The following is a 25,819-nucleotide window of genomic DNA, read 5'->3' on the forward strand; positions in this document are numbered from 1 at the left end:
GCACCCGCCACGGACTCGGAACGAGCGGACCGGGCCCGTACCCGGATCGGAGTGCCGGTGAGACGACGCAACGACTCCTCCAGCGGGACATGAAGCGAACTCAATGTGGCCCCCCACAGGAGCATCCGGCCCGTTTGCCGGACCACGGTCTAGATCTGACGGAACCGATTTGTGAGCATAGCCGATAGCGGATAGTAAACGGTCTATAGCTATGACTGACGCCGCGCGGATGCTCAGGTGCCCCGCCCACCACGCCGCGATCCGGTTCCGCGACCAGGCCGGCGAGGGCCGTGCTCCGGAGCGACATCCATACCCTCGACATCATCCACGGGATCCATTCGATGGTCAGATTCGCCAGCGTTCGACCGTCTCGACCGACGTGCGTCGCTCATCCCGGCCCGGCGCGGGCGCGGCAGCTCTCGTCCTCCCGGCCCCGCCGGGGCGGGGTCAGGCCCGGAGCCGCCCCGCGCCGCCCGCAGCGCGGCCTGCTCCGCGTCGTGCTCCCGAGCGAGTCGACGGAGCAGCACAAACCACACCGGCGCAATGGACCAGAAAGCAATGTTATAGCCGACGACCGCACCCCGCGCCTCCCCGACAAGCAACCCAATGATAGGAAAACCAAACAACATCGGCGCAAAGACCGCATTGACCCGAAATGTGATCTTGGCTTTTCCGAGTGCGTAGACCATGCAGGCCGGTCCGACCGGGACCGACGCGGCCAGATAGTGCAGAATCGACAGCCCCAGGATGTTCCTGACGCCGTCCCACGAGTCGCCCAACAACGCCTGGCCGTAACGTTCCGGAAGGAGGTAGAAGATCAGGCTCCACGCCGTGCCGATGGCGAGGACGAGGGCCGAGAGAGCGTAGGCGGCGCGCTCCCGGGCGTGGCGGGTCATGGAGGTCCGCTTGGAGAACTCCGGCAACGCGAAGCTCACGACCCCCACCCCGACCACCGTGGTCGGGCCGAGCAGCGTGCGCGCACCTTGCAGGGCGCCCACCGTCGCCAGCGAACCCACCGCTCCGATCACCAGCAGCGAGGTCTGCATCGCGCCCTGGACGGTGATGAACTCCGCCGCCAGATAGGCGGAGTTCGACTTGTTCCTGCGGAGCCATCGAAGGGTCTCGCCGGGCGACGGCCAGAAGCCGGCCTGGGCTATCCCCAGCAGGGCCGCGACGAGAGCCGAGGCCCCCCAGGCGAGCAGCAGCGGCGGGGATGCGGTCACACCGCGGTGGATGAGCAGGAAGATCCCGAAAATCTGGACGACCGCCCAGACGGTGTCGTTGACGAAGGCGCCGAAGGGCTTCCCCATCGCGAAGAAGACATAGCGCCACGCATCCTGCAGCAGCAGGCCGGGCAGCACGAGGCCCATCGCCGACAACGACGACCCGACCGGGCCGCCGAGGAGCAGACCCGGACCGACGAACGCGATTCCCACGGCCACACCGAAGACGAACGACGAGCCGGTGGTGGCGGTGGCCGCCGCCCGGAAGTCGCTCCGAGTGGCACCCGAGTAGAACATGCTCAGCGGCATGCAGCTTCCGGCGCGGACCAGGCCGATGACGATGGAGAACAACGTGTACGCAATACCGAACGCGCCGTACTCGACGTCGCTGACCTGATGGGCGATCAGGAACGAGACCGCGGCGTTCGTCGCACTGGAGACGGCCTGGTCCGCCAGCGTCCAGATCGCCTTCGACCTGGCTCCGCCACGGCCGCCGGAACCCTCGCGGCCCGGACCCTCGCGGCCCGGACCCTCGTCGCCGGTCAGATCGTCCACCAGGCCGTCGGCCCCGTTACCGGGCCCCGGCCCGAAGGACGCGGCCGCGGCGGCCCGCTCGCCGCCGCCCGTCGCGGCGGGCCTTCGTCGACCGCGGGACCGCGCGGTGCCCGCCCCGGGAAATCGGCCGCCACGCCCGGCGGGGGGCGGCCGCGGAAAGATCTGTGTGCTCTCCGGATCGGTCTCGTCGGTTCGACGCGCCCGCCGGTCCGAGCGGCGATGCCGGGGAGTCTGCCCCTCGACCCGCCGGAGGAGCTCGGTCTTCTCCGCCCGCAGCCGGCGTTGCAGCGCGCTCAGGTCCATCGTGGCGGTGACGACGTCGGGCGGCTGGATCGCGGGCCCGGACCGCCCGGACACCGGCCCCGCGGGGCGGACCGGGTCGACTGGCGGTCTTCCCCCGGCCTCGCCCGACGGTTCTCCCGCCTTCCCGTCTCCCGCCTTCCCGGCCGTTGGCACCCGGCTCACGGAGATCTCGCCCGGGGAAGCGGTGGGCCGTTGCTCCGACGGATCGCCGTGGGGCCGCACCGGGCCGGTCCGCACGGTACCCGGGGGCGGGCGGCGGATCAACGGCAGTCCAGAGACCTTGATGGTCTGCTCGCCCGCCCCGGATTCCGGCCGCGGCGCCGGCGCCGGAGCGGGCTGCGGGCGGATCGGCCCCGTGGACACCTCGAAAACCTCGCCGGGTCGGCGGCCGCCACGGCGTTCGAACCCTTCGCCGAGACGTTCGGTCCGCTCTCCGGGACGCTGCCCGGTCGCCCGCGCGGGACGCTGGGATCGTGGCACGTACCGGGTCTCGTCAGGGGAACCCTCGGGTGGGGAGTCGTCCTCCCCACCCGTGGCTCTCAGGTCCACGTCGATGTCCGTCATACCCGCTCTCTCGACCAGCCCGACCGGCTCAGCCGGCCCAGCGAGCAGGGTCCGCACAACCGCGGACGGAAATAACGACGGCCTGAGACCACGATGGGTTGCCTACAGCACTACGGGCCGGGGAACCGGCACGATGAAGGAGCCACCGCGCGCGGCGTACTCGGCCTGCTGGGCGATGATCTCCTTCTTCACGTTCCACGCCAGCAGCAGCAGGTAGTCGGGCTGCCGCTCCAGCAGGACGGCAGGATCGAGGATCGGCAACCGGGCGCCGGGCAGGTACCGGCCCTGCTTGTGGATGTTGCGGTCGACGACGAAATCGAGCAGGTCGGTACCGATGCCGCTGGAGTTCAGCAGGGTCGCTCCCTTGGCCGCCGCGCCGTAGGCGGCGATGGTCCTACCGTCGGCGCGCAGCGAGCGCAGCAACGCCACCAGCTCGTCCTGCACGGCGCGGACGTCGTCGCCGAAGCTGGCGTACCGGTCGAACGTGTCGAGCCCGGCGGCCCGCTCGGCGTCGAGCACCGCCGCCACCGACTCGGCCGGGTCCGCGGTGGCGGTGTGCTGCATGCTCCACCGCAGGGTGCCGCCGTGCAGCTCGGGGAACTCCTGGACGCCGACGAGCGCGAGGCCGTGCCGGCGCATCAGGGCGTCGACCGCGATCGTGGAGAAGTAGCAGAAGTGCTCGTGGTAGACCGTGTCGAACTCGGTGTGGGCCAGCAACGCGCCGACCCCGGGGTTCTCGACGTCGACGAGGCCGCCGTCGGCGAGCAGGATCGAGAAGCCCTCGACGAAGCTGTTGAGGTCCGGGACGTGGGCCATCACGTTGTTCGCTATGATCACATCGGCCTTGCGACCCTCCGCGACGAGCTGACGGGCGAGCTCCGCGCCGAAGAACTCCTCGCGGGTCGGCACGCCCGCCTCCCGGGCGGCCGCGGCCGGGCCCGGGGTCGGCTCGATCCCGAGGACCGGGATGCCCCGCTCGACGAACGCCTTCAGCAGGTAGCCGTCGTTGCTGGCGACCTCGACCACCAGGCTGTCCGGCCCGAGGTTGCGGCTCGCGATCAGGTCGATCACGTGCTTCTCCGCGTGGCGGACGAGCATGTCGGAGAACGAGGAGAAGTAGGGATAGTCCTCGTCGAAGATCTCGGACGCCGGCAGCTCGTGGGTGAGCTGGACGAGTGCGCAGGCCTCGCAGAAGCCGACCTCAAGCGGGAACGACGGATCGGTCGCGTCGAGGGCGTCGGCGCGCACCAGGCGGTTGGCGATGGGGGTGGACCCCAGGGAGAGGAACAGGCGCGGGGCCGGTCCGCCGCAGGACCGGCAGGCGATTACCGCCGTGGCGATGCCGCCGGGAGCATCCTGCTTCTGGGTCGCCTGCTTCTGGGTCGCGTCGGCCTCGGCGGTGCCACTACCGCGCTGGGCCGGGGTTGCGGATGACATGCGTTCCCCTAGGTGAGGTGTCGACATCGATCTTCACGATCTGGTGGACGGGAATGGCTGTGCCAGTCGGCCGCGAGGCCGAACGAGAGGCCGAACGACATGATGACCGCACATCCGACCAGAAGGATGTGACGGTCCCGCGAACGACATGATCTTCGTGAAGCCGGGACGGGCCCGCCACGCCGCCGGGCGATCGCCGGCGAAGGCAGGAAGGAGAGCGCGGGCACCGGGCATGCGGGCACCGGTCATCGGCCGGACACCCGCCACCCACCGCCGCAGCGGCGACCGCCGGACGAGCGCTCGTTTCCGTCGGCGAGATGCCACCGCCGGCACCGCTGACGGCAGCCCGATGATTTTCCGGCGAAGATCGGCGGTCATGGGTTCTGCGCACGCCGGGTCATGCTAGCCGGTGGGCACCACCCCCCACGTGACCCACAGTCGCCGAGAGGAAGCCGTGGCACCACCCCCCGACGCCGCCGAGCCGGCCCCGCCAGCCGTCCCGCCCGGCGGGTATCCGCGGCGTTGCAGGCATTGTCGGCCGTCGGTCGACCGACTGTCGACCGACGGCCTCGTTCAGCCGGTCGGGGGAAACCCCGGTAATCCAACCCTCACGTCCGCGCCTGGTTGTCCAGCTGGCAAGACGTGGGATGCCCTCCAGCACCCGCCCCCGTTCGTGGGCAACACCCCACACCCGCCCACTTTTCCCTGCCAGCATTGATTTTCACTGGTGGAGCGGAGGCCCGGCGGTCGACCGAACCGGGGACGACGGATTCAGGCCGTCGCGCCGACCCCGCCGGATGCATGAGCTACATCACGTTGGATGCCGGGAGGGCCGGGTGGCGCGGCGTCGCCGGATGGTCCGGCCGGGCCATCGCCGGCCAGCAGCGGCCACGCACGGTCCTTGTCGGAGATCACCGAGACGGGCAGCGGCCAGACGATGCCCAGTCGCGGGTCGTCGAAGCGCAGCCCACGGTCGTGTCCCGGCGTGAACGGGACGTTCATCTGATAGGTCGCCTCGGTGGAGTCGACGAGCGTCTGGTACCCGTGCGCCAGGCCCGCGTCGATGAACAGCGCCCGATGGTTGTCGGCCGAGAGCTCCACCGCCACGTGCCGCAGATAGGTCGGCGAGTCCGGGCGGGGATCGACGACGACGTCGAGCAGGGCGCCGCGGGTGCAGCGCACCAGCTTGGTCTCCCGCACCGGCTCCCCCGCCCAGTGCATCCCGCGGACGGTGCCCGCGGAGGCGTTGTAGGCCACGCTGCACTGGGCGACGTCGACCGTGAGCCCCGCGGCGGCGAACTCGTCGGCACAGAACGTGCGCGCGAACATGCCGCGGGCATCGGGGAACGGCTCGACATCGACGATCATCACCCCGGCGATCGGCGTCGGCGTAATGATCACGAGTGGGCCCAGAACAGGTCGGCGTCGAGCTGGCCGGTGCGGATCAGGTACTGAAGCTGCTTGAGCCGGGTGTGCCCGCGGCCGGTGAACGTCTCGTTGTCGAGCTGGATACGGGTGAAGACGTCGTGCAGCTGCTGGGCGCCCCTGAGCGCGTTCCAGTCACAGGAGAAGCCGGGCAGGGTGGAGGCGATCTTGTCGAACGACACCCGGTAGCTGCGATTGTCACCGCCGTTGTCACCGAAGCTCAGCGTGCAGCCGGTGAACACCGTGGCGACCGCGTCCGCGATCTCCTTCACCTGGTAATTCTGCTCGCTGTCGCCGACGTTGAAGATCTGGTTGTGCACGATGTCGCGCGGTGCGGTCAGCACCAGGCGGATCGCCTTCGCGATATCGAGCCCGTGGACCAGCGGGCGCCACGGGGTGCCATCCGAGGTCATCGCGATCTCGCCGGTAGTCCAGGCCACCCCGGCCAGGTTGTTGAGCACGATGTCGAAACGCTGCCGCGGGGAGGCACCGTAGGCGGTGGCGTTGCGCAGGAAGGTCGGCGAGAAGGTGTCGTCCGCCAGCGGGGCGACGTCACGCTCCACGTAGACCTTGCACTCGGCGTAGGGGGTCTGCGGGTTCACCGGCGAGGCCTCGGTGACGTCCACACCGGTCGCGACGCCGTAGACGCTGCAGGAGGACATGTAGACGAACCGTTCGACGCCGGCCTGCTTGGCCAGCTTCGCCAGCCGGACCGAGCCGACGTGGTTCACCTTGTACGTCACGTCCGGGGCGAGCGCGCCGAGCGGGTCGTTGGACAGCTCCGCCATGTGCACGACGGCGTCGACCCCCGCGAAGTCCTCGACCGTGAGATGGCGAAGGTCCTTGTCAAGGGTCAACGGGGTCCGGTCGACGCCGCGGTACAGCCAGCCGTACTTGTAGTAGCCGGTGTCCACGCCGATGACCTCATGGCCATCACGCAGCAGCTCGGGCGCGAGCAGGCACCCCAGATACCCCTCCGTGCCCGTCACGAGCACCTTCATCCGCGAGTCCTCCCCATCTCGGCAACGGCACAGGTCGGGTCCAATCGGACACCAGTGTTCCGGCCTCAAACCGTACCGAGTCGATCCCACGAGCCGGTCGCCGACATCCCGCAGTGGCGCGTCGGCAGTCTCAGCGCGCCGGCGGGCGCGTCACCCGGACGGTCTCAACGCCCCGGTGGGCGCATCACCCGCGCGGGAGCGGCGAAGACGGTCGAGCCCGCCGGCACGTCCGTCATCACGATCGAGCCCGGACCGATCCTGGCGTCGTCGCCGATGCTGATCGCCCCGATGAGGTGGACCCCGGGGGCGAGCTCGACCCGCTTGCCGACCTTCGGCACGTCCCGCGGGCCCGCCGTACCGCTCGCGTAGCCGATGGTCAAGTTGTGCCGCAGGGTGCAGTCGTCCCCGATCACGCAGTGCGGCGGGATGAGGATCGTCTGGTGATGGCCGATGTGGACCCGGCGGCCGATCCGCGCCTGCTCGTCGAGCTCGGCCCCGTACAGGTTACGGATGACCAATTTGTTGACCACCTTGTAGAAGACGGTCACGATCCCGCGGACGGGCTGGCTGCGGGTGCGCCGCCACTGCCCGATGCGATAGACGGCGAGCACGTGCAGCCCCGGGTGGGCGAACGATTTGTAGTGCCGGCGCCAGTCCTCCCGCAGGATCTCCCACAGCCCGAGGTCGGAGGCATCCCGGGTGTCCTGGTCGCCGTCCGTCTCGGCTACCCGGGGGGACGGGGCGGCTGCGGGCTGATCGGCTCGGACGGCGCCGCTCCCTGCGGAGTCGCTCCCTGCGGAGTCGGGTCCGGCGGACCCGCCGGACCCGAGAGGGGCACCGGGGCCGGGGCCGTTGACACGCTCGATCTCAGTGGACACCACTCAGCTCCTCGATGTGCTCGCGCAGGTCACCGACGGTGGCGAAACTCGCGAGCCGTTCATCGGCGATCTGGATCGAGAACTCGCGTTCGACCGCGTAGATGAGGTTGATATGCGCGAGCGAGTCCCACCCCGGTACATCGGCGGCGGTCATTCCGTCGCTGATGACGAGGTCGTCGTCACTGAAGATCTCCCGGAAGATCTGCTGTAGTCGCTCCTGCACCATCAGCGAGGCACCTCTTCCATCTTGCGGTCCTGTGGCCGCGGCTGGGGGAACACCTGGGGAGACAGCCCGGCCACGACGCCGGACGGCTCGGCCACGACGACCCGGATGAGCCCAGGCGGCAGGTACGGCGACCGCGCATCACGGCTCCAGCACGTCGTCTCCGCCGCCGGGGTCGTGGCCGGCGCCGGGTCGACCCGCTCGAAACCGAGCCGTTCGTAGAGGCCGGCCACCAGAACGTTCTTCGCCGACGGCCGGTAGTGCCCGGTCACGCGGGCGAGGCCGCGGCGGCGGGCCTCGGCGAGAACAAGCGCGGCCACCTCGTCCTCGAGGGTCCGGCCGATCACCCGGCAGCTCATCAGCCAGGTGTCGATGTCCAGCGCGTCCGCCGACTCCACCGCGATGACCACGGCGACCAGCCCGTGGTCGGCGAACCGGTCGGCGAGCCGGACGCAGAACACCGCCGTGCCGGGATCGGCGGCCAGCCGCTCGATCTCGGCGGCGCCCCGGCGGCGACCGGTCAGGTTGAACTGGTTGGTCTTGCCGACCAACTGGGCGACCCGCGGCAGGGTCATGTCGTCGAGCGGGACCACGGTAGCGGTCATGTCCAGCCCGCGGTGGAAATCCTCCAGCGAGGTCGCCGCCGCGGCGGCGGCAGCCGTCTCGGCCCGGGCCCGGTACGCGGCGGTGCGCGCGGCGTCCTCGGCCGTGAGGGCGCTGGCCTCGAAGAAGGGATAGTCCGCCAGCGCCCGGACGTAGCCGTGCGGATCGGCGGGCAGCGCCACGACGTCCACCTCGGGAACGAGTTGGCGGACGACCTCGCGTTCGGCCGGGTTGTCGTCAACGAAGACCAGCGCGTCGAGGCCGAGGCCGAGCGCGGCGGCGATCCGGCGGATCTGCGTCGGCTTGTCGTCCCAGCAGGCGCTGAACACCGCGATGTCATCGAGGCCGAGCCGCATCCCCGGATGACGCTCGAACGCCTCCCGGGCGTCGGCGTCGTTGTTCTTGGAACAGACGGCGAGCACGACCCCGCGGGCCTTCAACTCGGCGACGTACGTCTGGAACGCGGCGAACGCCTCCCCGACAGCGCCATCGCCGAGCGCGATGCCGGCCAGGCCCTCCTCCCCGAGCACGCCGCCCCACAGAGTGTTGTCGAGGTCGAGGACCAGGCACTTCCGGCTCGTTCCCAGCTGAGCCCCGATCACCGCGGCGGTGTGCCGGGCCAGCAGCGGCACCTGCGCGAGCGACACCGCCTGCTTGGACCGGTGCCAGTACCGCGCGTCGAACCAGGCACGCTTGCCCACGTCGGCGGCGAGCCGCTCGCAGTCGACGAAGGCGACCCCGTCGCCCCGCTCGCCGGACACCCGGCCGAGTTCGGCGTTGACCCGCGCGAGCATCGCCGGCCGGGAGCCGGGAACCCGCAACGCCAGATGGCCGAGCGCGACCTCGCCGGGGATGGCGAAGGTGTGCTGGACGATCCGGGCCCCGCACCGATTTATGATCATGTCCCACAGCGACGTCCAACGCTCGACCTCGGTGGCCACCGCGGCGGCCGGGTCGTCGGCGACCGCCGGCAGGGCGGTCTCCCCGGCGTGCACCGCGAGCACGACGACGTCGGGCCGGAACCGGTAGAGCTCACTCGCGGGGTCCAGGACCTCCTGGCGGTACTGCCCATAGCCGCATTCGTAGACCTCGACGGCGACCCCGGCTCGCGCCGCGGCCAGCGGCAACAGCGCGGCGAACTGCGACGTCGTGTAACTGCCGAGCACGGCCACCCGCGCGGACCTCGGCAGCGGCGCGACCCGCGGCAGGACGCGGCGCAGCACGCCGGCAGCGGCCGACCAGGCACCGAGGTCGCTGCCGGCGTCGGTGAGCGCCAGGGCCCACCGCACGGCCCCGGCGTCGTCGCCGGCCCGCTCGTGCGCGACGGCGAGATCACGGCACAGCGCCGCGGTCGGGATCTCACTCGTGGCGGCACGCGCGGTCAACTCGGCGATCCGCGGATGTTCCGGCGGTGACGCGACGCCCTCGCCGACGTCCGTGCCGACGTCCCTTCTGTCGGTCATTGCTGCGGCCCCTCTCGGTGCGACTCTTCGCGGCGCCCATACGCGGTTCCTCGGCACTCTACCGTCACGTAAGTGTTGGTAGGCGACGGAGCGACCATCAGGCCAGGGCGGCAACCAGGGACGCGAGGAGCGTGCCCCGGTCCGGTGGAGGTTGCGCGTCGACCGGGACCGGGACCGGGGAGGCGGTCACCCGGCAGAGCCACGCCCCACTGGGCATCGATCGTCTCCTGCGCCGTCGAAGGCACTGAAGCCGGGAAAACCACCTCGGGCTATCCGGACGAGCTATCTGCTTTGTAACAGTGGTCTGCATAGACCATGCAATGTGGAAAACTTCCTCAGACAGGGCGCGTAACCGGACACGATCAGCCACGCCCGCCGAGCGGCAGCCCCCGGAGGCAGGACCCCCTCATGCACCACCGCGCCATGCTCGGCCTGCTGGTCGGCCTCGCGCTGCTGGTCGGCCTCGTGATGACGACCGCTCCGGCCGGCGCCGCCGTCCCGCCGCACGCGGCCGGGCCCGGCCCGGCTTCGATCGCGCCCGCCCGAGGCTCGCAGTGGTACCACGCTGTCCTGGGACTCGCCCAGGCGCACCGGATCAGCCAGGGCGCGGGCACGGTGGTGGCCGTCATCGACGGCGGGGTCGACGCCAGCCAACCCAAGTTGTGGGGTCAGCTGCTTCCCGGTACCGGCATCGGCCCCGGGGCGGCGCGGGACGGTTGGCGCGACGATGATCCGAACGGCCACGGCACCGCCATGGCGGGCATCATCGCCGGTCGCAACGACAACGGCCGGCCCGAGGTCCGCGGCATCGCCCCGGCCGCCAAGATCCTGCCCGTCTCGACCGGCGCCGAGGCGAACTCGGAGGAGGTCGCGATCGGCATCCGCCGGGCAGTCGACCTGGGTGCCGACGTCATCAACCTCTCCCTGGGCTCGACGGGGACGGCGACCCCGGACGAGGAGAAAGCGGTCGGCTACGCCCTCGCGCACGACGTGGTGGTGGTCGCCTCGGCGGGGAACGTCGAGTCCGGCGACACCGCGATCAACTCCCCCGCCAGTATCCCGGGGGTGGTCGCGGTGACCGGATCGACGGCCGCTGGTGGTTTCTGGCGGGAATCGGCCCACGGGCCGCGGGCCGTCATCGCCGCGCCGGCCCCCGGTATCCGGGCCCCCGTCCCGACCCGGGTCTCCCCGGACGGCCTGGACACCGGGGGCGGCACCTCGAACTCCGCGGCGATCGTCGCGGGCGTTGTCGCCCTCATCCGGGCCGCCCAGCCGGACCTGGACGCACCCAACGTCATCGAGCGGCTCGTCTACACCGCGCGGGATGCGGGCTCTCCTGGCCGCGACGACGAGTTCGGCTTTGGCATCGTCGACCCCGTCGCGGCGCTGACCCGGGCCGTGCCGGTGGTCAGGAGCAATCCGCTGCTGTCGGCACCGACACGCTGGGGGGTGGGGGGGCCCGCGCCGGCCGCCGGCCGCATCATGCCCGGCGGGCAGGCCCGGGGGTCCGCCGGCGACGCGACGACCCACGGGGCCGGCGCCACACTCACGAACACCGGTCCGATCGGCGCAGCCGGCCCAGACTCATCGAAACCCTCGCCACTGGTCTGGACCGCCGGGCTCGGGATCGCGGCCTCGTTGGGCGTCCTGCTCGGGATCGTGACACATCTGCTGTACGCCTGGCAGCGCGCGACGCGGGCGGGACCGGGCCGCGCGGGCAGCCGCGTCCGCCCGCGCTCCCCTACCGGGTGATCTCGCGGTGTCACTGCGGACCGGCGCGCCACTTCTACCATGGGCCCATGACACACGCGCTCCTGGACGAGCTGTCCTGGCGTGGACTCCTCCACGACAGCACCGATCCCGCCGAGCTGCGGGAGCACCTCGACAGCGGACGGCGGCGCTGCTACATCGGCTTCGACCCGACGGCCCCCTCGCTGACGATCGGCAACCTGCTGCCGATGACCCTGCTGATCCGGGCCGCACGGGCGGGGATCGGCGCGGTCACCCTGTTCGGCGGTGGCACGGGTCTGATCGGCGACCCGTCGGGCAAGTCGGTGGAACGTAGCCTGCTCACCGCCCAGGAGGTACGGACGAACATGCTCGGACAACAGGAGATCATGGAGTCCGTCTTCGCCCGGGCCCTGGACTCCGGCCAGCTACCACAGTTCGTCGACAACGCCGACTGGCTCGACGGACTCGGAATGATCGAGTTTTTGCGGGACGTCGGCAAGCACTTCCCCGTCACCGAGATGGTCCGCCGTGACTCGGTGCGCCGGCGGCTGGACGATCCCGACGTCGGCCTGACCTACACCGAGTTCAGCTACTCCCTGCTCCAGGCGTACGACTTCCGCCGCCTGTGCGAGGACCACGGGGTCACCCTTCAGATGGGCGCCTCCGACCAGTGGGGCAACATCGTCGCCGGGATCGACTACGTGCGACGGGTGCTGCGCACCCAGGTACACGGGCTGACCTGCCCGCTGCTGCTGCGTTCGGACGGCACGAAGTTCGGCAAGTCGGAGAAGGGTGCGGTCTGGCTCTCGGCCGACCGTACCTCGCCCTACACCCTGTACCAGTTCGTGATCAATCTGTCCGACGACGAGGCACGCCGGTTCGCCCTGTTCTTCTCGCTCATCGACCGTGAGCCGCTGGAGCGGCTGTTCGCCGAGCACGCCGAGGCTCCGGGTAAGCGGGCGTTGCAGCGTCACCTGGCGCGGGAGATCACCGCACTGGTGCACGGTCAGGCCGCGGTGGACGCGGCCGAGGCGGCGTCGGCGGCGTTGTTCAGCGGGGACGTGAAGGCGATCGGCGCGGATCTGCTCTCCGACGTCTTCGCCGACGTGCCCACGGTCGAGGAGCCGGCCGCCCGGCTCGAGGATGACGGCTGGCCGGTTGTCGATCTGCTGATCGCCACCGGCCTCGCCAGCAGCAAGCGGGATGCGCGCGAGCACCTGGGCAACCATGCGGTCCTGGTGAACGGGGAACGGGTCGGCGTGGAAGCCACCGTCGGGACCAAGGATCTGCTGCACGGCTCGGTCATCCTGGTCCGCCGCGGTCGCCGGGAATGGCGGGTGGCCCGCTTCACCTGAGCCCGGGACCAGCGAGCCCGGGACCAGCGAGCCCGGGACCAGCGAGTTCACTTCCCTGCCTGGCCAGAGGGACGAATCGGACAAACAGCCCACTGAACAGGCAGGGAACGAACGAGGAACGGGCGCGGCTACTGGGCCGGCGGTCCGACCAGCAGGCCCTTGATATATGCGGCGTGCTCGTCGGCCACTGCCTTCCTGCCCCGGGCCCGAGAGAGCACCGTACGCCCGGCGTAGCCGGCGACGAGCATCGAGCGCATCACGTTCACCCGAGCCGGCGCATTGTGCTTACGCAGATAACGCACCATGGACGCACCGCGCATCTGCAGCATCCATGTCTTACCGGCCCCGGAACCTCCCGCCCCGTGGGGTACCAGCAGATCGGTGCGCAGCTTCTGCCGCAGCCCCGCCTCACGGATCGCCCGGCCGAGCGCCATGTCCTCGTTGTAGACGTAGAACGTCTCATCAAAGGCGCCCAGTTCGAGGAAGGTGGACCGACGGACGGCCATGCAGGCGCCGGTCAGCCACTCGGGGTTCATCGGGCGGCCCGGTGTCGGCCGGGCGAACAGCGCCGAGCTCGGCGCCACCTTGTGCGCTCCCAGCACGTGCAGCAGCACCCGGCGAGGCGTCGGCTCCCAGCCGCCGTTACCGAGCTCGGGCTTGTCGTCGTGCCCCTTCATGGTGGCCGCGCTGGTCACCAGTTCGGGATCGGCGATGAGGTCGTCGACCAGCGTGTCGATGACCTCCACGGTGGGCCGGCTGTCCGGGTTGCCGAGCACCACGTACTCGTAGCGCGACGAACGGATGCCCATGTTGGCGGCCTTCGCGAATCCCTTGCCGCCACCGGAGTCGAGGTAACGGCTGTTGGGCCGGTCCGCGATCAGCTCGTCAACGCGGTCGACGCCCTCCGCGTTATCGATGATCACAACCGGCATGTCCAACGGAAGGGTCGCGAAGAGCTGCTCGAGCTGGCCACGGCTGTGAAAACTGACCAGTACCAGCTCGTACTGCCACCTGGACCGGTTGGACTTCTCGACGGACATGGCGGCACGCTCCTCACTGCGTGTGCTGACGCGCACTCAGGTGGATATCCACGCCTCGTGCGGTGTTGCGGTGTCGCGCCACACGGTATTCCCACCCCACGGCGGGTGGTATTTCGATAGGCGTAGCCGGTGACGGGCCGCGGTGGGTTCTCCGGTCGAGGCCGGTCCCGGCCGGCGTCAGCGGCGTCAGTTGCCGGAGCAGGTCAGTTGCCGGAGCAGGTCAGTTGCCGGCCGGGGCCAACTCGGTCGGCGGGCCAGGCGGCGTCGTCTGCCCCGGTGGCAGGACCGACCCCGGGGGCGCCGGTGACGTCGCGGAGGCCACGGCCGGCCGCTCCGGCTTGGGCCAGACGGCGGGCCGGTCCCGGGCCACAAAGCGCCGCACCCCGCCGAGCGCGACGGCCTGCAGGAAGAAGACCTGCGCGACCAGGCGGGTCGGACCGGGCGGCGTGCGCCCGGTCAGCAGCGCCGCGGTACTCACAGCGCCGACGGCGTTGCCGGCCAGGAACAGCCGGGCAATCCAGCTCCGGCGGGCGGCCGGGAGGGCGAGCCCCACCAGGACGACCTGCGCCAACGGGCCGAATGACGAGCGGACCAGCCGGTGGCCCCACAGTTGCGGGGTGACCGGCAGCGCGCCGGGCACCAGCGCCGCCCGGCGCCGCCAGAGCATGTCGAGGTTGCCAGCGACGATCCGGGTCCGCCGCTCCCACTCCGCCGAGTAGTCCGGGCTCGACGACTCGATCGAGTACGCCTCGGGTTCGTAGACGACCCGCAGCCCCCCTTCGAGGATGTCGAGAGCCAGCCAGGCATCGTCGACGGCCACGTCCGCGGGCAGGGGCCGAAACGCCTGGCGGCGGAAGGCCAGCATCTCGCCGACCACGCCGATGGTCGCCCCGGTCGCCGACTCGCGGCGCTTCAGCCAGGACTCGAACTTCCAGTAGAAGCCCTGGGCGCCGTCGGGATCGTCAACCTGCTTCTCCCCCGCCACCGCGCCGACCGTCTCGTCGGTGAAATGACGGGCGGCTGCCCGCAGGGCACCGGGCGCGAGCACAGCGTTCGCATCGGTGAGCACCACGAGCTCGTGGGTGGCGGCGGCGACTCCCCGGTTGACCGCCCGCGCCTTGCCGAGGCGTTCCCCGGACGACAGCACCCGCACGCCGGGCCGGCGCGAGGCCTCGGCCGTCTCCGGATCGTCGGCCACGACGATGATCTCCATCGGCCCGGGATAGTCCGCGCGGGTGAGTTCATCCAGTTTCGCCCCGATCACCGCCGACTCCCGATAGGCGGAGACGACCACGCTCAGTCCCGGCCAGATCTCAGGGTCCGGCGGTGCCGTCGACTCCAGACCACGGCTGCGCAATCCGATATAGATCGGATACAAGACGTGACCGTAAACGGTTGTGGCTCCCAGCGCCGCCACGGCGGCACCTCGACCGATGGTCCGGACACCTGTCATGGCGGTTACCGTAGCGTTCCGCCGGTCAGCCACAACCAACGGCTCCGTCCTTTGCGGTACGGCGCCATTGACGCCATGACGCCATGACGCCGCGCAGCCGTGACACCCGCACCGCGCCAAAGTCGTCCCGCGGAATCGGATGGACCCCCGGCGGGCCTGCGCGCACCTCGACCCCACCCTCACCTCACCTCACCTCACCTCACGACACTCTTGTCATCTACCTGGAACTGTCCGCGACACCCCGCGCGAGTACCGAGCCCGCAGTCGTTACCCGACCCCACGGTCGTTACAGTTGTCCGGTGAGCGACTCCACACGCTGGATCGTCGTTGTCGAGGAACCGTTTCTCCCGGCGGACGCGGGCGGCCGGGTGGAGACCTTCAGCTTCCTCACCGCGGCTTCCGCGGCCGGCGTTCGGATGCAGGTCCTGGTGCCTTCCCGGGAGAACCTGGATATCGCCGTGTACGAGGAGGCCGTGCCGGGTTCGGCCGTCATCCGGCTGCCTCGTGACGACAGCCCACGGGCACACCTGACGGCCCGGCCATTCATGCACGCATCCCGGCCGGTCGGTCCGTTGCGCCGCGCGCTGGAGTCGACACCGCCACGGGCCGACGCCGTGATCAGTTACAGCTGCCGGACGTCGCATCTCGGCGAGGAGGTCGCCCGGATCTGGAAGCTGCCGCATCTGGTGCGCGCGCACAACGTCGACTCGGAGTTCTTCCGGGTGCTGGCCCGCAACAGCTCGGGGCCGCGCGCCGTCGCCTACGAGCTGGAGTATCACAAACTGCGGCTGGCGGAGCTTTCGATGCACCACTCTCCGCTCATCACCTGCATCGCGGACATCTCGCTGGAAGACCACAACTGGCGGCGTACGCGGGCGAGCATCCCAACGTTCCACCTGCCGCCGTTCCTGCCCGTCGGCGCCCTCACCGCACCGACGGGCACCGGGTCGGCCGGTACCGAGCCGGCCCCGCCGGGCCGGAAGCCGGCGCCTCGGGACAGCGCCGGCAAAAAGCTGATCTTTGTCGGCTCGCTGGACACCCCGACCAACATCGAAGCCCTGCGCTGGTTCCTCGGCGGCTGCTGGCCGACGATCCGGGTCCGCCATCCCGACGCGACCTTCCAGGTGGTGGGGCGGCGTCCGGAGGAGGGCCTGGCGGCATGGCTCGGTGGCTTCGAGGGCGTGGAGTTGCACACCGACGTGCCGAGCGTCGCCGGTTACCTCGCCACCGCCACCCTGTCGGTGAACCCGATGCGTTCGGGATCCGGCGTGAACATCAAGGCGATCGAGGCAATGGCGGCGGGAACGCCGGTCGTGAGCACACCCACCGGCAGCCGCGGCCTCGGCTGGACGCCCGGTACCCACCTCCTCGTCGCCGAGGACGCGGGCGCCTTCGCCGACGCCGCCTGCAGCCTGCTGGAACAGCCCTGGAAGGCGGCCGAGATCGGAACAGCCGGCCAGGCCTACGTGCTACAGGAACTCGACCACACGGCGCTCATCGGTCGCATCCAGGAACATCTGACGCCAGCCTGAGTCCCTGCCCGCCGGGCCTCACCGAGCCGACGGAGCAGACCGGTGGGCGGAAGACCGGTGGGCGGGAGACATATCAGAAGGTGAGCATCACCTTGCGGGCGTCGAACGCCTCCGCGTAGCGCGTCCCGCACTCTACGCCGCGCAGCCGCAGGGTCGCGCGGAAGGTCTCGTCGTCGAACCAGGCGCGGTCCTGCTGGCTGCGGAAATGACGTTTGAGATGATCGAGTTTTGCCCCGACCGTCTCCTCGAGGATCGGGACGTACAGGCTGGGGGACAGCCGGTCAGCCTCCCATTTCGGGATCTCGTAGCCGAGGATGAGCGCCCCGCGAAAGGCCTGCCACGCCAGCTCGCCGAGCACCCGGTGATCCTGGTGGGCATCCGCGAGCGCCGGGGCGAACACGATGTCCGGGGTGACCTGGCGGGCGATCTGCAGCAGGACCTCCTTGACCCCGCTCCACTCCCGCGGGAGGAAACCGTCCCGGACCTCGTGCAGGTGCAGCGAACCGAGCGAGGAGCCGAGCAGTTCACGCGCGCTCTCCTCCGCCTCCGAGCCGCGCTCGCCCTCGCCCGAGAAGACCACCCAGTGCACGGTGGCCTCCGGATGGGCGGCCAGCAACTGCATGATCGTGGCAGCGGCGCCGATCTCCACGTCGTCCGCATGTGCCCCGAGGGCCACGACGCTGTACGCCCGCCCATCGGCCGGCGGGCCCGCCGTCAACGCCAGCATCCGGCACTCCTCCGCGCTCGCCCGCCCTTTCTCTCCCCCTCATGCCAGTGCACGAAGCCTCCGCTCCCCGGTTCCCCGGCAACCGGCCATGCCGTTGACCTTTCGCATCCATGCCAACACTTGAAGTAGCCAAGCACCCGGAGTGCCCGCCGGACCGGCAGAAACACGCGGCGTCCGTCGAGCGGTTCAGAGCAACGCGTGATAGCGGTTCTGCGCGGGCTCCAGACCGTCGGCGATGAGCATCTCGACCGAGTCGGCCGCGTGTTCGAGCAGGAGGGGCAGCTCACGGCGTTCGGTCGAGGTGAAGTCCCGCAGCACGAAGTCGGCCGGATCCATCCGGCCGGGCGGACGGCCGATGCCGACCCGGACCCGCAGATAGTCCCGCGTCCCGAGCGCTGAGGAGATGGACCGCAGACCGTTGTGGCCGTTGTCCCCACCGCCGCGTTTGAGCCGCACTGCCCCGAAGGGGATGTCAAGCTCATCGTGCACCACGATGAGCCGGGAGACCTCGACCTTGTAGAAGCTCCGGGCCGCCGCGACAGGACCGCCGGAGAGATTCATGAAGGAGAGCGGACGGGCAAGGACCGCCCGCGCCCCGGCCAGGCGGGTCTCTGCGACATCGGCCCGGGAACGGTGCGACTTCAGCCGTGACCCGGTCCGCTCGGCGAGCAGGTCCACGACCATGAAGCCGGCGTTGTGCCGATTCCCGGCATAGGTCGGTCCGGGATTGCCGAGACCGGCGACGAGCCAGGGCCCATCGCCGGTCGGGGTGATCATCATCGGCAGGCGACATCGGCGATGGAGCGGATCCGCCTAGACGGACGCGCTCGCGACGCCGGCCTCCTCCGCCACCGGAGTCTCGCCGAGCGAGGCCTCCTGCTGGGCGTTCGTCCGCTTGGCCAGGCACTGCACGACGACCAGGTCGGGATCGGCGTCGAGCTCGGAGCCGGCCGGCAGGACCAGCTGGCGGGCGAGAATGCTCGTACCTGGCTCGAGCCCGGTGATATCGACCTCGATCGGGCCGGGCAGCCGGGTGGCGTCGGCCTTCACCGCGATCGTGGTGACCTGCTGGTCGACCAGGGTGTCCGGGTGTGGTTCCCCGATCACCTGCACGGGGATGTCGGCCACGACCTTCTCGCCCCGGGCCACGAGCACGAGGTCGATGTGCTCGAAGCTGCCCTTGATCGGGTGGCGCTGGACGTCCTTCGCGAGCGCGAGTTCGGTCCCCTCGGCCAGTTCGAGCGTCAACAGGACGTTCGTGCCGGCGTCGGTCTTGAAGGCGTGGAGGAGGTCGTGTGCGGGCAGCGCGATGTGACGCGGCGGCTTACCGTGACCATAGAGAACAGCCGGGACCTTGCCGGCCCGACGGGTGCGACGAGCCCCGCCCTTACCGAACTCGGTGCGCGGCTCCGCGGCGATGCGGACCTCGGACATGGCGGCGCTCATCCTTTCCTAAACTGGGGATCCGGCGCCGGAGGGCGGTGGAACCACCGCGGCGCGGTCCTTCACAGTACCGGACGCGCCATGGCATGGGGGAAACGACCCCGTTCTGTCAAGCCCCTGGGTGCGTCGCGGCCTTGGTCACCCTGCCCGGTCACGCCGGGCCGCACCTCAGCGCACCTGCGGCCGGATGGTGGCAGCGGGGCGGACCTCCACCTTGGCGGGTAGCCGCGGACGACCGACCGCGGTCCGGGCTCGATGGAGCACCGGGCCACGGATGTCGTCGAGCACGCCGGCGACCCCCGGCCCCGGGACAACGGTGACCGCGATCTCCAGCACGGGTTCCCGCCGGCCGCGCAGCACCGCCCGCACCGCCTCGACGCCCACGATCCCGAGCACGTCGTCCTCGACGGCGTCGGTCAGTGCCGCGGCGGACAAATGGACACCGCCGAGCGCATCATCCGTCACGTAGAGTCCACGACGCCGCGCCGCCAGCGCCGTCTGCGCCCGAAGCCACCCGAGGGCGAGCAGGACGACCAGCCCGGAACCGATCCCCACGACGAGCCAGAACCAGGCGTGGGAGGTCGGGTAGGAACGGGTGTCGGCGTCGAGCACCGCCTCGTCGGCGACGTCGTTTCCGAACGCACCGGCCCCCACCAGCAACGCGAGAACACCGGCCGCGAGGCAGAGCAACCCGATTCCGACCAGGGCGACCCGGTTGAGGCGGTCGGGCGGCGGCTCGGACAGCCCGGCCGGCCTCCCGCCGGGCTCCGCGGGTACCCCGCCACCCGCCGAGCGGCCCTCGGCGGCCTGCCCGCCCGCTGCCCGCGTCTCGGTCATGCCGCACCGCCAGCGGCCCGGTCCGCCCCGTTGACGGTCCGGTCCGCGGCCGGCGGGGTCGCCTGGATGCGCAGCTCGAGCGGCTCAGCCAGCTCGAAGGAGACAAGCGTAGAGGCCAGGACGGCACCCGCGCGCTCCCGCGCGCCACCGGCGACACGCTGCCGAAGGCGCAGGCGGACGTCGGCGGTCCGGTCACGGACCCGAACCCGGGCGGCCCGCACCCCGTCGACGGTCAGGGCTGCGGAGCGCAGCGCCCGCGCAACCCCTCGCCGCTCGACGAAGACAATGGTCTGCGCGCAGCCGCGCCGCACGGCGAGTCGGGACGGCGTTCCGCGCCGCGCTCCGAGCCAGATCAGCAGCAGGCCAACTAGAACGCAGACCCCCGCGGCCAGTCGGACCGGCCCGGAGGACCAGGCCGTGTCCGCCAGGTCGTCCGCCCACGCCGGCCAGTCGACCACGACGTAGCCCCTGCCACCGCCGGCCGCGGCCACGATCTCGATGACGGTGATGACCCCGGCGGCCACGATCAGCGCGGCGAGCAGTCCGGCGACGATCCTGCGCCCCACCCGCACGGCACCCTCCCCTCACCGAGCCCAACCTTGTCTGTTACCCGTGGTCTGTTACCCGTGGTCTGAACGCGAACCGGAGGGACAGAAGAGGGCCGCTACCCATCGGAGGGCAGCGACGGGATATCGATGTCCAGATGTGCCACGCGCACACCCGTGAGCGCCGCGACCCGGTCCCGCACCTCGCAACGGACCAGCTCGGCCGTCTCCGTGACCGGGATCGGGTAACGCACGGAGAACGACATCGTCAGTCGGGCGGTGGCTCCCTCCATCTTCGCCGAGACCCGTGGCCGCCCGGCACGCCCACGACGCCGCGCGCCGCCATGGCGCGGGAATCCGCGTGGCGGTCCGGTAACGCCGACGACATCCGCCGCCGCCATGGCCGCGATCTTCTCGACAACCCGGTCCGCCACCCGCAGGGAACCGGCCCCCGCCCGCCTACCCGCGGGACGGCCCGGTCGCGCACGCTCCCTCTCGTTCACCGCCGCCCCCGACGCCGGTCACCGCCCACATAACGGGTGATATCGAGATCACCATCCACCACCTTGCCGATGACCAGCCCTATCGCACCGAAGACCAGCACGATCAGAAACTCGCTGAAGCCCCCGAAGGCGAGGGCGAGTCCGGCGATCAGACCGATGATCAGGCCAAGCGCGCTCGATCGCATGTGGCTCTTCCCCTTTCCTGGCCCATCCAGCCCGGCCCCGTCCAGCCCGGCCCCGTCCAGCCCGGCCGCAGTACCCGGTCCGCCCCTCTGGACCGGCAGATCGAGGGGCATCCCGCGTGATCGTCACATGGAACCGAGCCCGGGGTGCGGTCCCGCGGACCCGGTGTCGCCTCAGCGCACCCGAGGACCACGGCCGGGGCCGAACCGCGCCCGGCGGTGCGACCACCACCGACGCGTGGAGTCGGAACAGCGGCGCCCGCGACCGCGAACCCAGGCGAACAGGATGTCCGCGGCGTTGGGCCGGTGATGGGTGGTGAGGCGGACACCCGGAACACCCGGCCCGTCCGGCCCATCCGGCGTGGATCGCAGGGCCCGCAGGCCGGCGGCGAACGCCTGTGGATCACCTCCCCGATCCGGATGGTGCGTGCGGATGAACGCGCGGATCTCGGCCCTGCGTCGGGCGGCGTCGAGCTGGCGTCGGGATGACTCCTGCCGCCGATCGGAGGTCACGGCACCCCCATCTCCGGCACCCCCATCTCCGGCACCCCCGCACCCGGCACCCCCGCACCCGGCACCCCCGAACGGGGCGTCCCCGAACGGGGCGTCCCCGGACCGACTACCGCCGCGTCCGGCCCCTGCGGACACGACAGGTCCGGATCCGGAATTGCCAGATCACGGATGACGACGTCGACCCGGGGACAGCCGGGTTCGACCACCAGCACCGCGGCGCGCACCCGGGCGGCGAGCTCACCGAGCCGTTCCCCGTACCGGCACACGATCTGCACCAGGATCCCGTCCGGCCGTACCCGTACCCCCTCCACCCGGCGGCCCGGAAGGTAGGTCGCGACCTCGGCCGCGGCACCCGCCCCGCCGTCCGGAACACGGTGACGATCCTTGTGCCGGACCGGCGCGCCGATGAGCCGGACGACACCGGGACAGGACAGCACGGTCCGGGCCACGGCATCCGGGTTCCAGGCGAACCCGCTCACCGGCCCGGCCGCTGTCGGGTTCGTGCTCATTCGACCCGCCGCGGCTCTTCCGACTCCTCCTCGCCGATGTAGACGTCGTCGATCGCGATGTTCACCTCGGTGACCTCCAGGCCCGTCATTCCCTCCACAGAGGTGACGACGTTGTGCCGGATCGAGTGGGACAGATCCACGATGGAGACCCCGTAGTCGCAGACGACGTCGAGGTCGATCGCGGCCTGCCGTTCCCCGACCTCCACCGCGACCCCCTGGGAGACGCTGGCCGACGCGCCGGGGATGCGGGCCCGGAACGAACCCATCGCGCGGGCCCCGCTCGAGCCCAGGTTGTGTACCCCGGAGACCTCGCGTGCCGCGACACCGGCGATCTTGCTGACGACGGCGTCCGCGATCGACGTCCGGCCCCGGCCGGTCACCAGCTCGGTGGATGTCTTGCGCTCCGGCACGGTGGTGCGACGCGCACCACCTGCGTCCGAGGCCTTCGCCTCGGGCCCGGCCGCGCTGGTTGTGGTGGTCATGGTGCTCCTTCCTGGCCGGCATCGTCGGAGCGCCCGAAGCGGTGGAAGGGGTCAGGTCCGACCAGGAGCGGGACGTCGAGGGACGATCCGTCCGGGCGCTCTCCGGTGCGGCCGTTCACGATCAGGGATACCCGAATTCTCCGGTCGGACAACAACCCGTTCCCGTCGGCACAGCTACGATCACTGAACGGAAGCGCGCATCGTCCCCGCCGCGTCGCCGGGGGCCGATTCGCTGCGTCCCTCGCGATCCTTCGCGGGCGGACGCTCATCCGCTCCCGGCGTGGGCGGATAGGTTTGGGTGCCGGCCGCCACCGAACGCCACGCCGCCCAGCGGGCGCGCGTGCGTCCGAGCGAAGGAGCATCCGCTGCCTCGATCCCACCCGGGTCCGCGCCGAAGCGTCGGAGCCGGCCCCGCCACCGTCACCGTGCGAGCCCCCGCCAAGGTCAACCTGCATCTCGGCGTCGGACCGCTCCGACCGGACGGCTACCACGACGTCATCACAGTGCTGCAGGCCGTCTCGCTGTTCGACGACGTCTCGGCGACGTCCGTCGATCCCCCGCGGTTCCACGACCCGGGGCCATCGACCACCGACGGGAACGGCGGGTCCGACGGGAACGGCCGGTCCAGCGGGGACATCGTCGTGACCGTCGAGGTGTCCGGGGAGGGCGCCGACCCGGCGTCGCTGGGTCCGGCGACGTCCACGCCGGAGGTCTCCATCGTCCCCACCGGCCGGGACAACATCGCCGTCCGGGCCGCTCACCTGGTTGCCGAGGCCGCGGGCATCACCTCGGAACGGGTTCATCTCACCCTGACGAAGGGCATCCCCGTCGCCGCGGGGATGGCCGGGGGCAGCGCCGACGCGGCGGCGGCGCTCGTCGCCTGCGACGCGCTCTGGCAGACCGGCCTGGACCGGGCGACCCTGACCCGACTCGCCGCCCAGCTCGGCAGCGACGTCCCGTTCCCCCTGGCCGGCGGCACCGCACTCGGCACCGGGCGCGGCGAGCAGCTCACCGACGTCCTGGCGACGGGCGAGTACTACTGGGTGTTCGCGCTCGCCGACGGCGGCCTGTCCACCCCCGCGGTCTACAAGGAGTTCGACCGGCTGACCGAGGGCAAACTGCGGACCGGCCCGACCCCCGCCGACGACGTGCTCGCCGCGCTGCGCACCGGCGACCCCGGCCAGCTCGGAGCCGCCCTGGTCAACGACCTGCAGCCGGCAGCACTGCGGCTTCGGCCGTCCCTGCGCCGCGTCCTGGAGGCGGGCCGGGAGCTGGGAGCCGTCGGGGCGATCGTGAGCGGCTCCGGCCCGACCTGCGCCTTCCTCGCGGCCGGAGCGCAGGAGAGCATCGCGCTCGCGGCGAGCCTCGCCGGGATGGGGGTCGCCCGCGCGGTACGCCGGGCCTCCGGGCCGGCGAGCGGCGCCAGGATGGTGGAGGGAGCAGGCGAAGCGCCGTGAGCGCCGTCCTGGTCAGCCTCGAGAACGTCAACGCCGCGTTCGGCACCCGGACGTTGCTCGACCGGGTGAGCCTGGGGATCGGCGCCGGGGAACGGATCGGGGTCGTGGGGCGCAACGGGGCCGGGAAGTCCACCCTGCTGCGGATCATCGCCGGCGAGGTGGCCCCGGACGCCGGCCGGGTCGTGCCCGCCGGTTCCACCCGGGTCGCCACCCTGGCGCAGGCAGACGTGCTCCCCGCCGAGCGCACCGTGCGCGAGATTGTCGTGGGCACCGTCGCTGAGCACGAGTGGGCGGCGGATCCCCGGCAGCGGGGCATCCTCGCCGGGCTCGGGCTGCTCGAACGGCTCGACGACCCGGTCGGACCGATGTCGGGCGGGGAACGCCGCCGGGTGGCGCTGGCCCGGCTCCTCGTCCAGGACACCGACCTGCTGATCCTGGACGAGCCGACGAACCACCTGGACGTCGAGGGGGTCGCCTGGCTCGCCCGGCATCTAGCCGGCTTCCGCGGTGGACTGCTCGTCGCGACCCACGACCGCTGGTTCCTCGACGAGGTGTGCGGACGGGTCTGGGAAGTCGTGGACGGGCGTGTCGACGCGTACGAGGGCGGCTACTCAGCGTACGTGCTCGCGCGGGCCGAACGCACCCGGCGGGCCGACGCCACCGAAGCCAGGCGCCAGAACCTGCTGCGTAAGGAACTCGCCTGGCTACGCCGCGGCCCGCCCGCCCGGACCAGTAAGCCGCGCTTCCGCATCGACGCCGCCAATGCGCTGATCGCCGACGAGCCGCCGCCCCGGGACACCATGGCGCTGCGCAGCTTCGCGGCATCCCGGCTGGGCAAGGACGTCTACGACGCCGAGCACATCACGGTCCGGATCGGGGACCGGACGTTGTTCGACGACGTCACCTGGCTGGTCGGACCGGGGGACCGGATCGGGCTGGTCGGTGTCAACGGAGCCGGCAAGACCACCCTGCTGCGCGTGCTGCTGGGTGCGGTGACGCCGGAGGCCGGCCGGGTCCGGGTGGGGGCCAGCGTGCGACCGGCCCTGCTGTCCCAGGAGATTGCCGAACTACCGGCGTCGCTGCGGGCGCTGGAGGCCGTCGAACAGGTCGGGCAGGTCCTGGAGGTCGAGAAGGGCCGGGAACGGACCGCCGGCCAGTTACTCGAGCAGTTCGGCCTCCCGTCGTCACGGCAGTGGACGCGGGTCGGGGACCTCTCCGGCGGCGAACGCCGCCGGCTGCAGCTGCTGCGCCTGCTGATGGCCAGACCGAACGTGCTGCTCCTCGACGAGCCGACCAACGACCTCGACACCGACACCCTCACCGCGCTCGAGGACCTCCTCGACTCGTGGCCGGGCAGCCTGATCGTGGTCAGCCACGACCGCTATTTCCTCGAACGCACCTGCGACGTGACACTGGCGCTACTTGGCGACGGGCACCTGCGCATGCTGCCCGGCGGCATCGAGGAGTACCTCGCCCGGCGCGCGGCCGCCCGGCAGGACGCCGCGGCTCGGGCACCGTCATCCCGGGGTTCGTCGGCCGCCGGCTGCGGAGCGGGCGGACAGACCACCACCGTCGCCGAAGCCGGGCGGACAGGTGGGCCGCCCGTCCTGTCCGGGGGCGAGCTGCGCGCCGCCCGCAAGGAGCTGACCCGGCTCGAGCGCGCCCTGGATCGCCTGAGCCGACGCGAGCAGGAGCTGCATCACGAGCTGGCCGAGGCCGCGACGGATCACGAGCGTCTGCTGACGCTGGACGCCGAGCTGCGCGCCGTCGTCGCGGACAAGGACAGCACCGAGGAGGCCTGGCTCACCCTCGCCGCCGAGATCGAGGGTGGCTGA

At 71.3% G+C, this 25,819-nt stretch carries 24 protein-coding genes; 5 read left to right on the forward strand and 19 right to left on the reverse strand.

Annotation, left to right across the window (positions count from 1 at the left end; all coding sequences use genetic code 11):
• Positions 1–233: 233 nt before the first annotated feature.
• From BMG523DRAFT_RS27090 to BMG523DRAFT_RS03000, 7 genes are all read right to left on the reverse strand, one after another.
• Positions 234–2,645, reverse strand: coding sequence for a hypothetical protein (locus BMG523DRAFT_RS27090; RefSeq protein ID WP_023840068.1), 2,412 nt, complete (start codon positions 2,643–2,645; stop codon positions 234–236).
• Between the two features lie 102 nt (positions 2,646–2,747).
• Positions 2,748–4,082, reverse strand: coding sequence for a class I SAM-dependent methyltransferase (locus BMG523DRAFT_RS02975; RefSeq protein ID WP_011438312.1), 1,335 nt, complete (start codon positions 4,080–4,082; stop codon positions 2,748–2,750).
• 771 nt (positions 4,083–4,853) lie between these two features.
• Positions 4,854–5,483, reverse strand: a complete 630-nt coding sequence (locus tag BMG523DRAFT_RS02980) for a dTDP-4-dehydrorhamnose 3,5-epimerase family protein (RefSeq protein WP_011438314.1) — start codon at positions 5,481–5,483, stop codon at positions 4,854–4,856.
• Positions 5,480–6,508: an NAD(P)-dependent oxidoreductase gene (locus BMG523DRAFT_RS02985; RefSeq protein ID WP_011438315.1), complete on the reverse strand. Its 1,029-nt coding sequence runs from the start codon at positions 6,506–6,508 to the stop codon at positions 5,480–5,482. The genes BMG523DRAFT_RS02980 and BMG523DRAFT_RS02985 overlap by 4 nt, the downstream gene beginning before the upstream one ends.
• A gap of 164 nt (positions 6,509–6,672) precedes the next feature.
• Positions 6,673–7,386, reverse strand: coding sequence for a serine O-acetyltransferase (locus BMG523DRAFT_RS02990; RefSeq protein ID WP_023840067.1), 714 nt, complete (start codon positions 7,384–7,386; stop codon positions 6,673–6,675).
• Positions 7,376–7,612, reverse strand: a complete 237-nt coding sequence (locus BMG523DRAFT_RS02995) for an acyl carrier protein (RefSeq protein WP_011438317.1) — start codon at positions 7,610–7,612, stop codon at positions 7,376–7,378. The genes BMG523DRAFT_RS02990 and BMG523DRAFT_RS02995 overlap by 11 nt, the downstream gene beginning before the upstream one ends.
• Positions 7,612–9,675 (reverse strand): HAD family hydrolase, encoded by a 2,064-nt coding sequence (locus BMG523DRAFT_RS03000; RefSeq protein ID WP_023840066.1) that lies wholly within the window; start codon positions 9,673–9,675, stop codon positions 7,612–7,614. The genes BMG523DRAFT_RS02995 and BMG523DRAFT_RS03000 overlap by 1 nt, the downstream gene beginning before the upstream one ends.
• A 408-nt stretch (positions 9,676–10,083) precedes the next feature.
• On the opposite strand from BMG523DRAFT_RS03000, the gene BMG523DRAFT_RS03005 reads away from it, so the two are divergent.
• Entirely contained in the window at positions 10,084–11,427 is a 1,344-nt protein-coding gene (locus BMG523DRAFT_RS03005) for a S8 family serine peptidase (RefSeq protein WP_023840064.1), read from the forward strand.
• Positions 11,428–11,474: 47 nt separating this feature from the next.
• Positions 11,475–12,761: a tyrosine--tRNA ligase gene (gene tyrS / locus BMG523DRAFT_RS03010; protein ID WP_011438320.1), complete on the forward strand. Its 1,287-nt coding sequence runs from the start codon at positions 11,475–11,477 to the stop codon at positions 12,759–12,761.
• A gap of 128 nt (positions 12,762–12,889) precedes the next feature.
• On the opposite strand, the gene BMG523DRAFT_RS03015 is transcribed toward tyrS, so the two are convergent.
• On the reverse strand, positions 12,890–13,801 hold the full coding sequence (locus BMG523DRAFT_RS03015; protein WP_011438321.1) for a glycosyltransferase: 912 nt from the start codon (positions 13,799–13,801) through the stop codon (positions 12,890–12,892).
• 220 nt (positions 13,802–14,021) lie between these two features.
• Complete coding sequence (locus BMG523DRAFT_RS03020; RefSeq protein WP_070982138.1) at positions 14,022–15,254, reverse strand: glycosyltransferase family 2 protein; 1,233 nt, start codon at positions 15,252–15,254, stop codon at positions 14,022–14,024.
• Between the two features lie 299 nt (positions 15,255–15,553).
• Between BMG523DRAFT_RS03020 and BMG523DRAFT_RS03025 the strand changes: the two genes are divergently transcribed.
• A complete protein-coding gene (locus tag BMG523DRAFT_RS03025) occupies positions 15,554–16,786 on the forward strand; it encodes a glycosyltransferase (protein ID WP_035958063.1) in 1,233 nt (410 codons plus the stop codon).
• A gap of 73 nt (positions 16,787–16,859) precedes the next feature.
• Here the strand turns inward: BMG523DRAFT_RS03025 and BMG523DRAFT_RS03030 are convergent, their stop codons facing one another.
• From BMG523DRAFT_RS03030 to BMG523DRAFT_RS03075, 10 genes are all read right to left on the reverse strand, one after another.
• Positions 16,860–17,513 (reverse strand): PIG-L deacetylase family protein, encoded by a 654-nt coding sequence (locus tag BMG523DRAFT_RS03030; RefSeq protein WP_011438324.1) that lies wholly within the window; start codon positions 17,511–17,513, stop codon positions 16,860–16,862.
• 186 nt (positions 17,514–17,699) lie between these two features.
• Positions 17,700–18,293, reverse strand: a complete 594-nt coding sequence (pth, locus tag BMG523DRAFT_RS03035; RefSeq protein WP_011438325.1) for an aminoacyl-tRNA hydrolase — start codon at positions 18,291–18,293, stop codon at positions 17,700–17,702.
• 33 nt (positions 18,294–18,326) lie between these two features.
• Entirely contained in the window at positions 18,327–18,947 is a 621-nt protein-coding gene (locus tag BMG523DRAFT_RS03040) for a 50S ribosomal protein L25/general stress protein Ctc (protein WP_035732506.1), read from the reverse strand.
• A 177-nt stretch (positions 18,948–19,124) separates the two neighbouring features.
• Complete coding sequence (locus tag BMG523DRAFT_RS03045) at positions 19,125–19,793, reverse strand: hypothetical protein (RefSeq protein ID WP_011438327.1); 669 nt, start codon at positions 19,791–19,793, stop codon at positions 19,125–19,127.
• The gene (locus BMG523DRAFT_RS03050; RefSeq protein WP_051623744.1) at positions 19,790–20,359 is read right to left on the reverse strand and encodes a DUF6286 domain-containing protein; all 570 of its coding nucleotides are present in this window, start codon (positions 20,357–20,359) and stop codon (positions 19,790–19,792) included. The genes BMG523DRAFT_RS03045 and BMG523DRAFT_RS03050 overlap by 4 nt, the downstream gene beginning before the upstream one ends.
• A 98-nt stretch (positions 20,360–20,457) precedes the next feature.
• The gene (locus BMG523DRAFT_RS03055; RefSeq protein WP_023840061.1) at positions 20,458–20,841 is read right to left on the reverse strand and encodes an Asp23/Gls24 family envelope stress response protein; all 384 of its coding nucleotides are present in this window, start codon (positions 20,839–20,841) and stop codon (positions 20,458–20,460) included.
• Positions 20,838–21,026, reverse strand: a complete 189-nt coding sequence (locus BMG523DRAFT_RS27180) for a DUF2273 domain-containing protein (protein WP_035732549.1) — start codon at positions 21,024–21,026, stop codon at positions 20,838–20,840. The genes BMG523DRAFT_RS03055 and BMG523DRAFT_RS27180 overlap by 4 nt, the downstream gene beginning before the upstream one ends.
• Positions 21,027–21,197: 171 nt before the next feature.
• A complete protein-coding gene (locus BMG523DRAFT_RS26185) occupies positions 21,198–21,536 on the reverse strand; it encodes a hypothetical protein (RefSeq protein ID WP_049760994.1) in 339 nt (112 codons plus the stop codon).
• Positions 21,533–22,045 carry a hypothetical protein gene (locus BMG523DRAFT_RS03070; RefSeq protein ID WP_051623745.1) on the reverse strand — a complete coding sequence of 171 codons (513 nt, stop codon included), beginning with the start codon at positions 22,043–22,045 and terminating at the stop codon, positions 21,533–21,535. Before BMG523DRAFT_RS03070 ends, BMG523DRAFT_RS26185 begins: the two co-directional genes overlap by 4 nt.
• Positions 22,042–22,527, reverse strand: coding sequence for an Asp23/Gls24 family envelope stress response protein (locus BMG523DRAFT_RS03075; RefSeq protein ID WP_011438331.1), 486 nt, complete (start codon positions 22,525–22,527; stop codon positions 22,042–22,044). The genes BMG523DRAFT_RS03070 and BMG523DRAFT_RS03075 overlap by 4 nt, the downstream gene beginning before the upstream one ends.
• 425 nt (positions 22,528–22,952) lie before the next feature.
• On the opposite strand from BMG523DRAFT_RS03075, the gene BMG523DRAFT_RS03080 reads away from it, so the two are divergent.
• Positions 22,953–23,984 carry a 4-(cytidine 5'-diphospho)-2-C-methyl-D-erythritol kinase gene (locus BMG523DRAFT_RS03080; protein WP_083494714.1) on the forward strand — a complete coding sequence of 344 codons (1,032 nt, stop codon included), beginning with the start codon at positions 22,953–22,955 and terminating at the stop codon, positions 23,982–23,984.
• Positions 23,981–25,819 carry an ABC-F family ATP-binding cassette domain-containing protein gene (locus tag BMG523DRAFT_RS03085; RefSeq protein ID WP_011438333.1) on the forward strand — a complete coding sequence of 613 codons (1,839 nt, stop codon included), beginning with the start codon at positions 23,981–23,983 and terminating at the stop codon, positions 25,817–25,819. Before BMG523DRAFT_RS03080 ends, BMG523DRAFT_RS03085 begins: the two co-directional genes overlap by 4 nt.

The organism is Frankia sp. BMG5.23 (genome assembly GCF_000685765.2).
GTDB lineage: Bacteria > Actinomycetota > Actinomycetes > Frankiales > Frankiaceae > Frankia > Frankia casuarinae.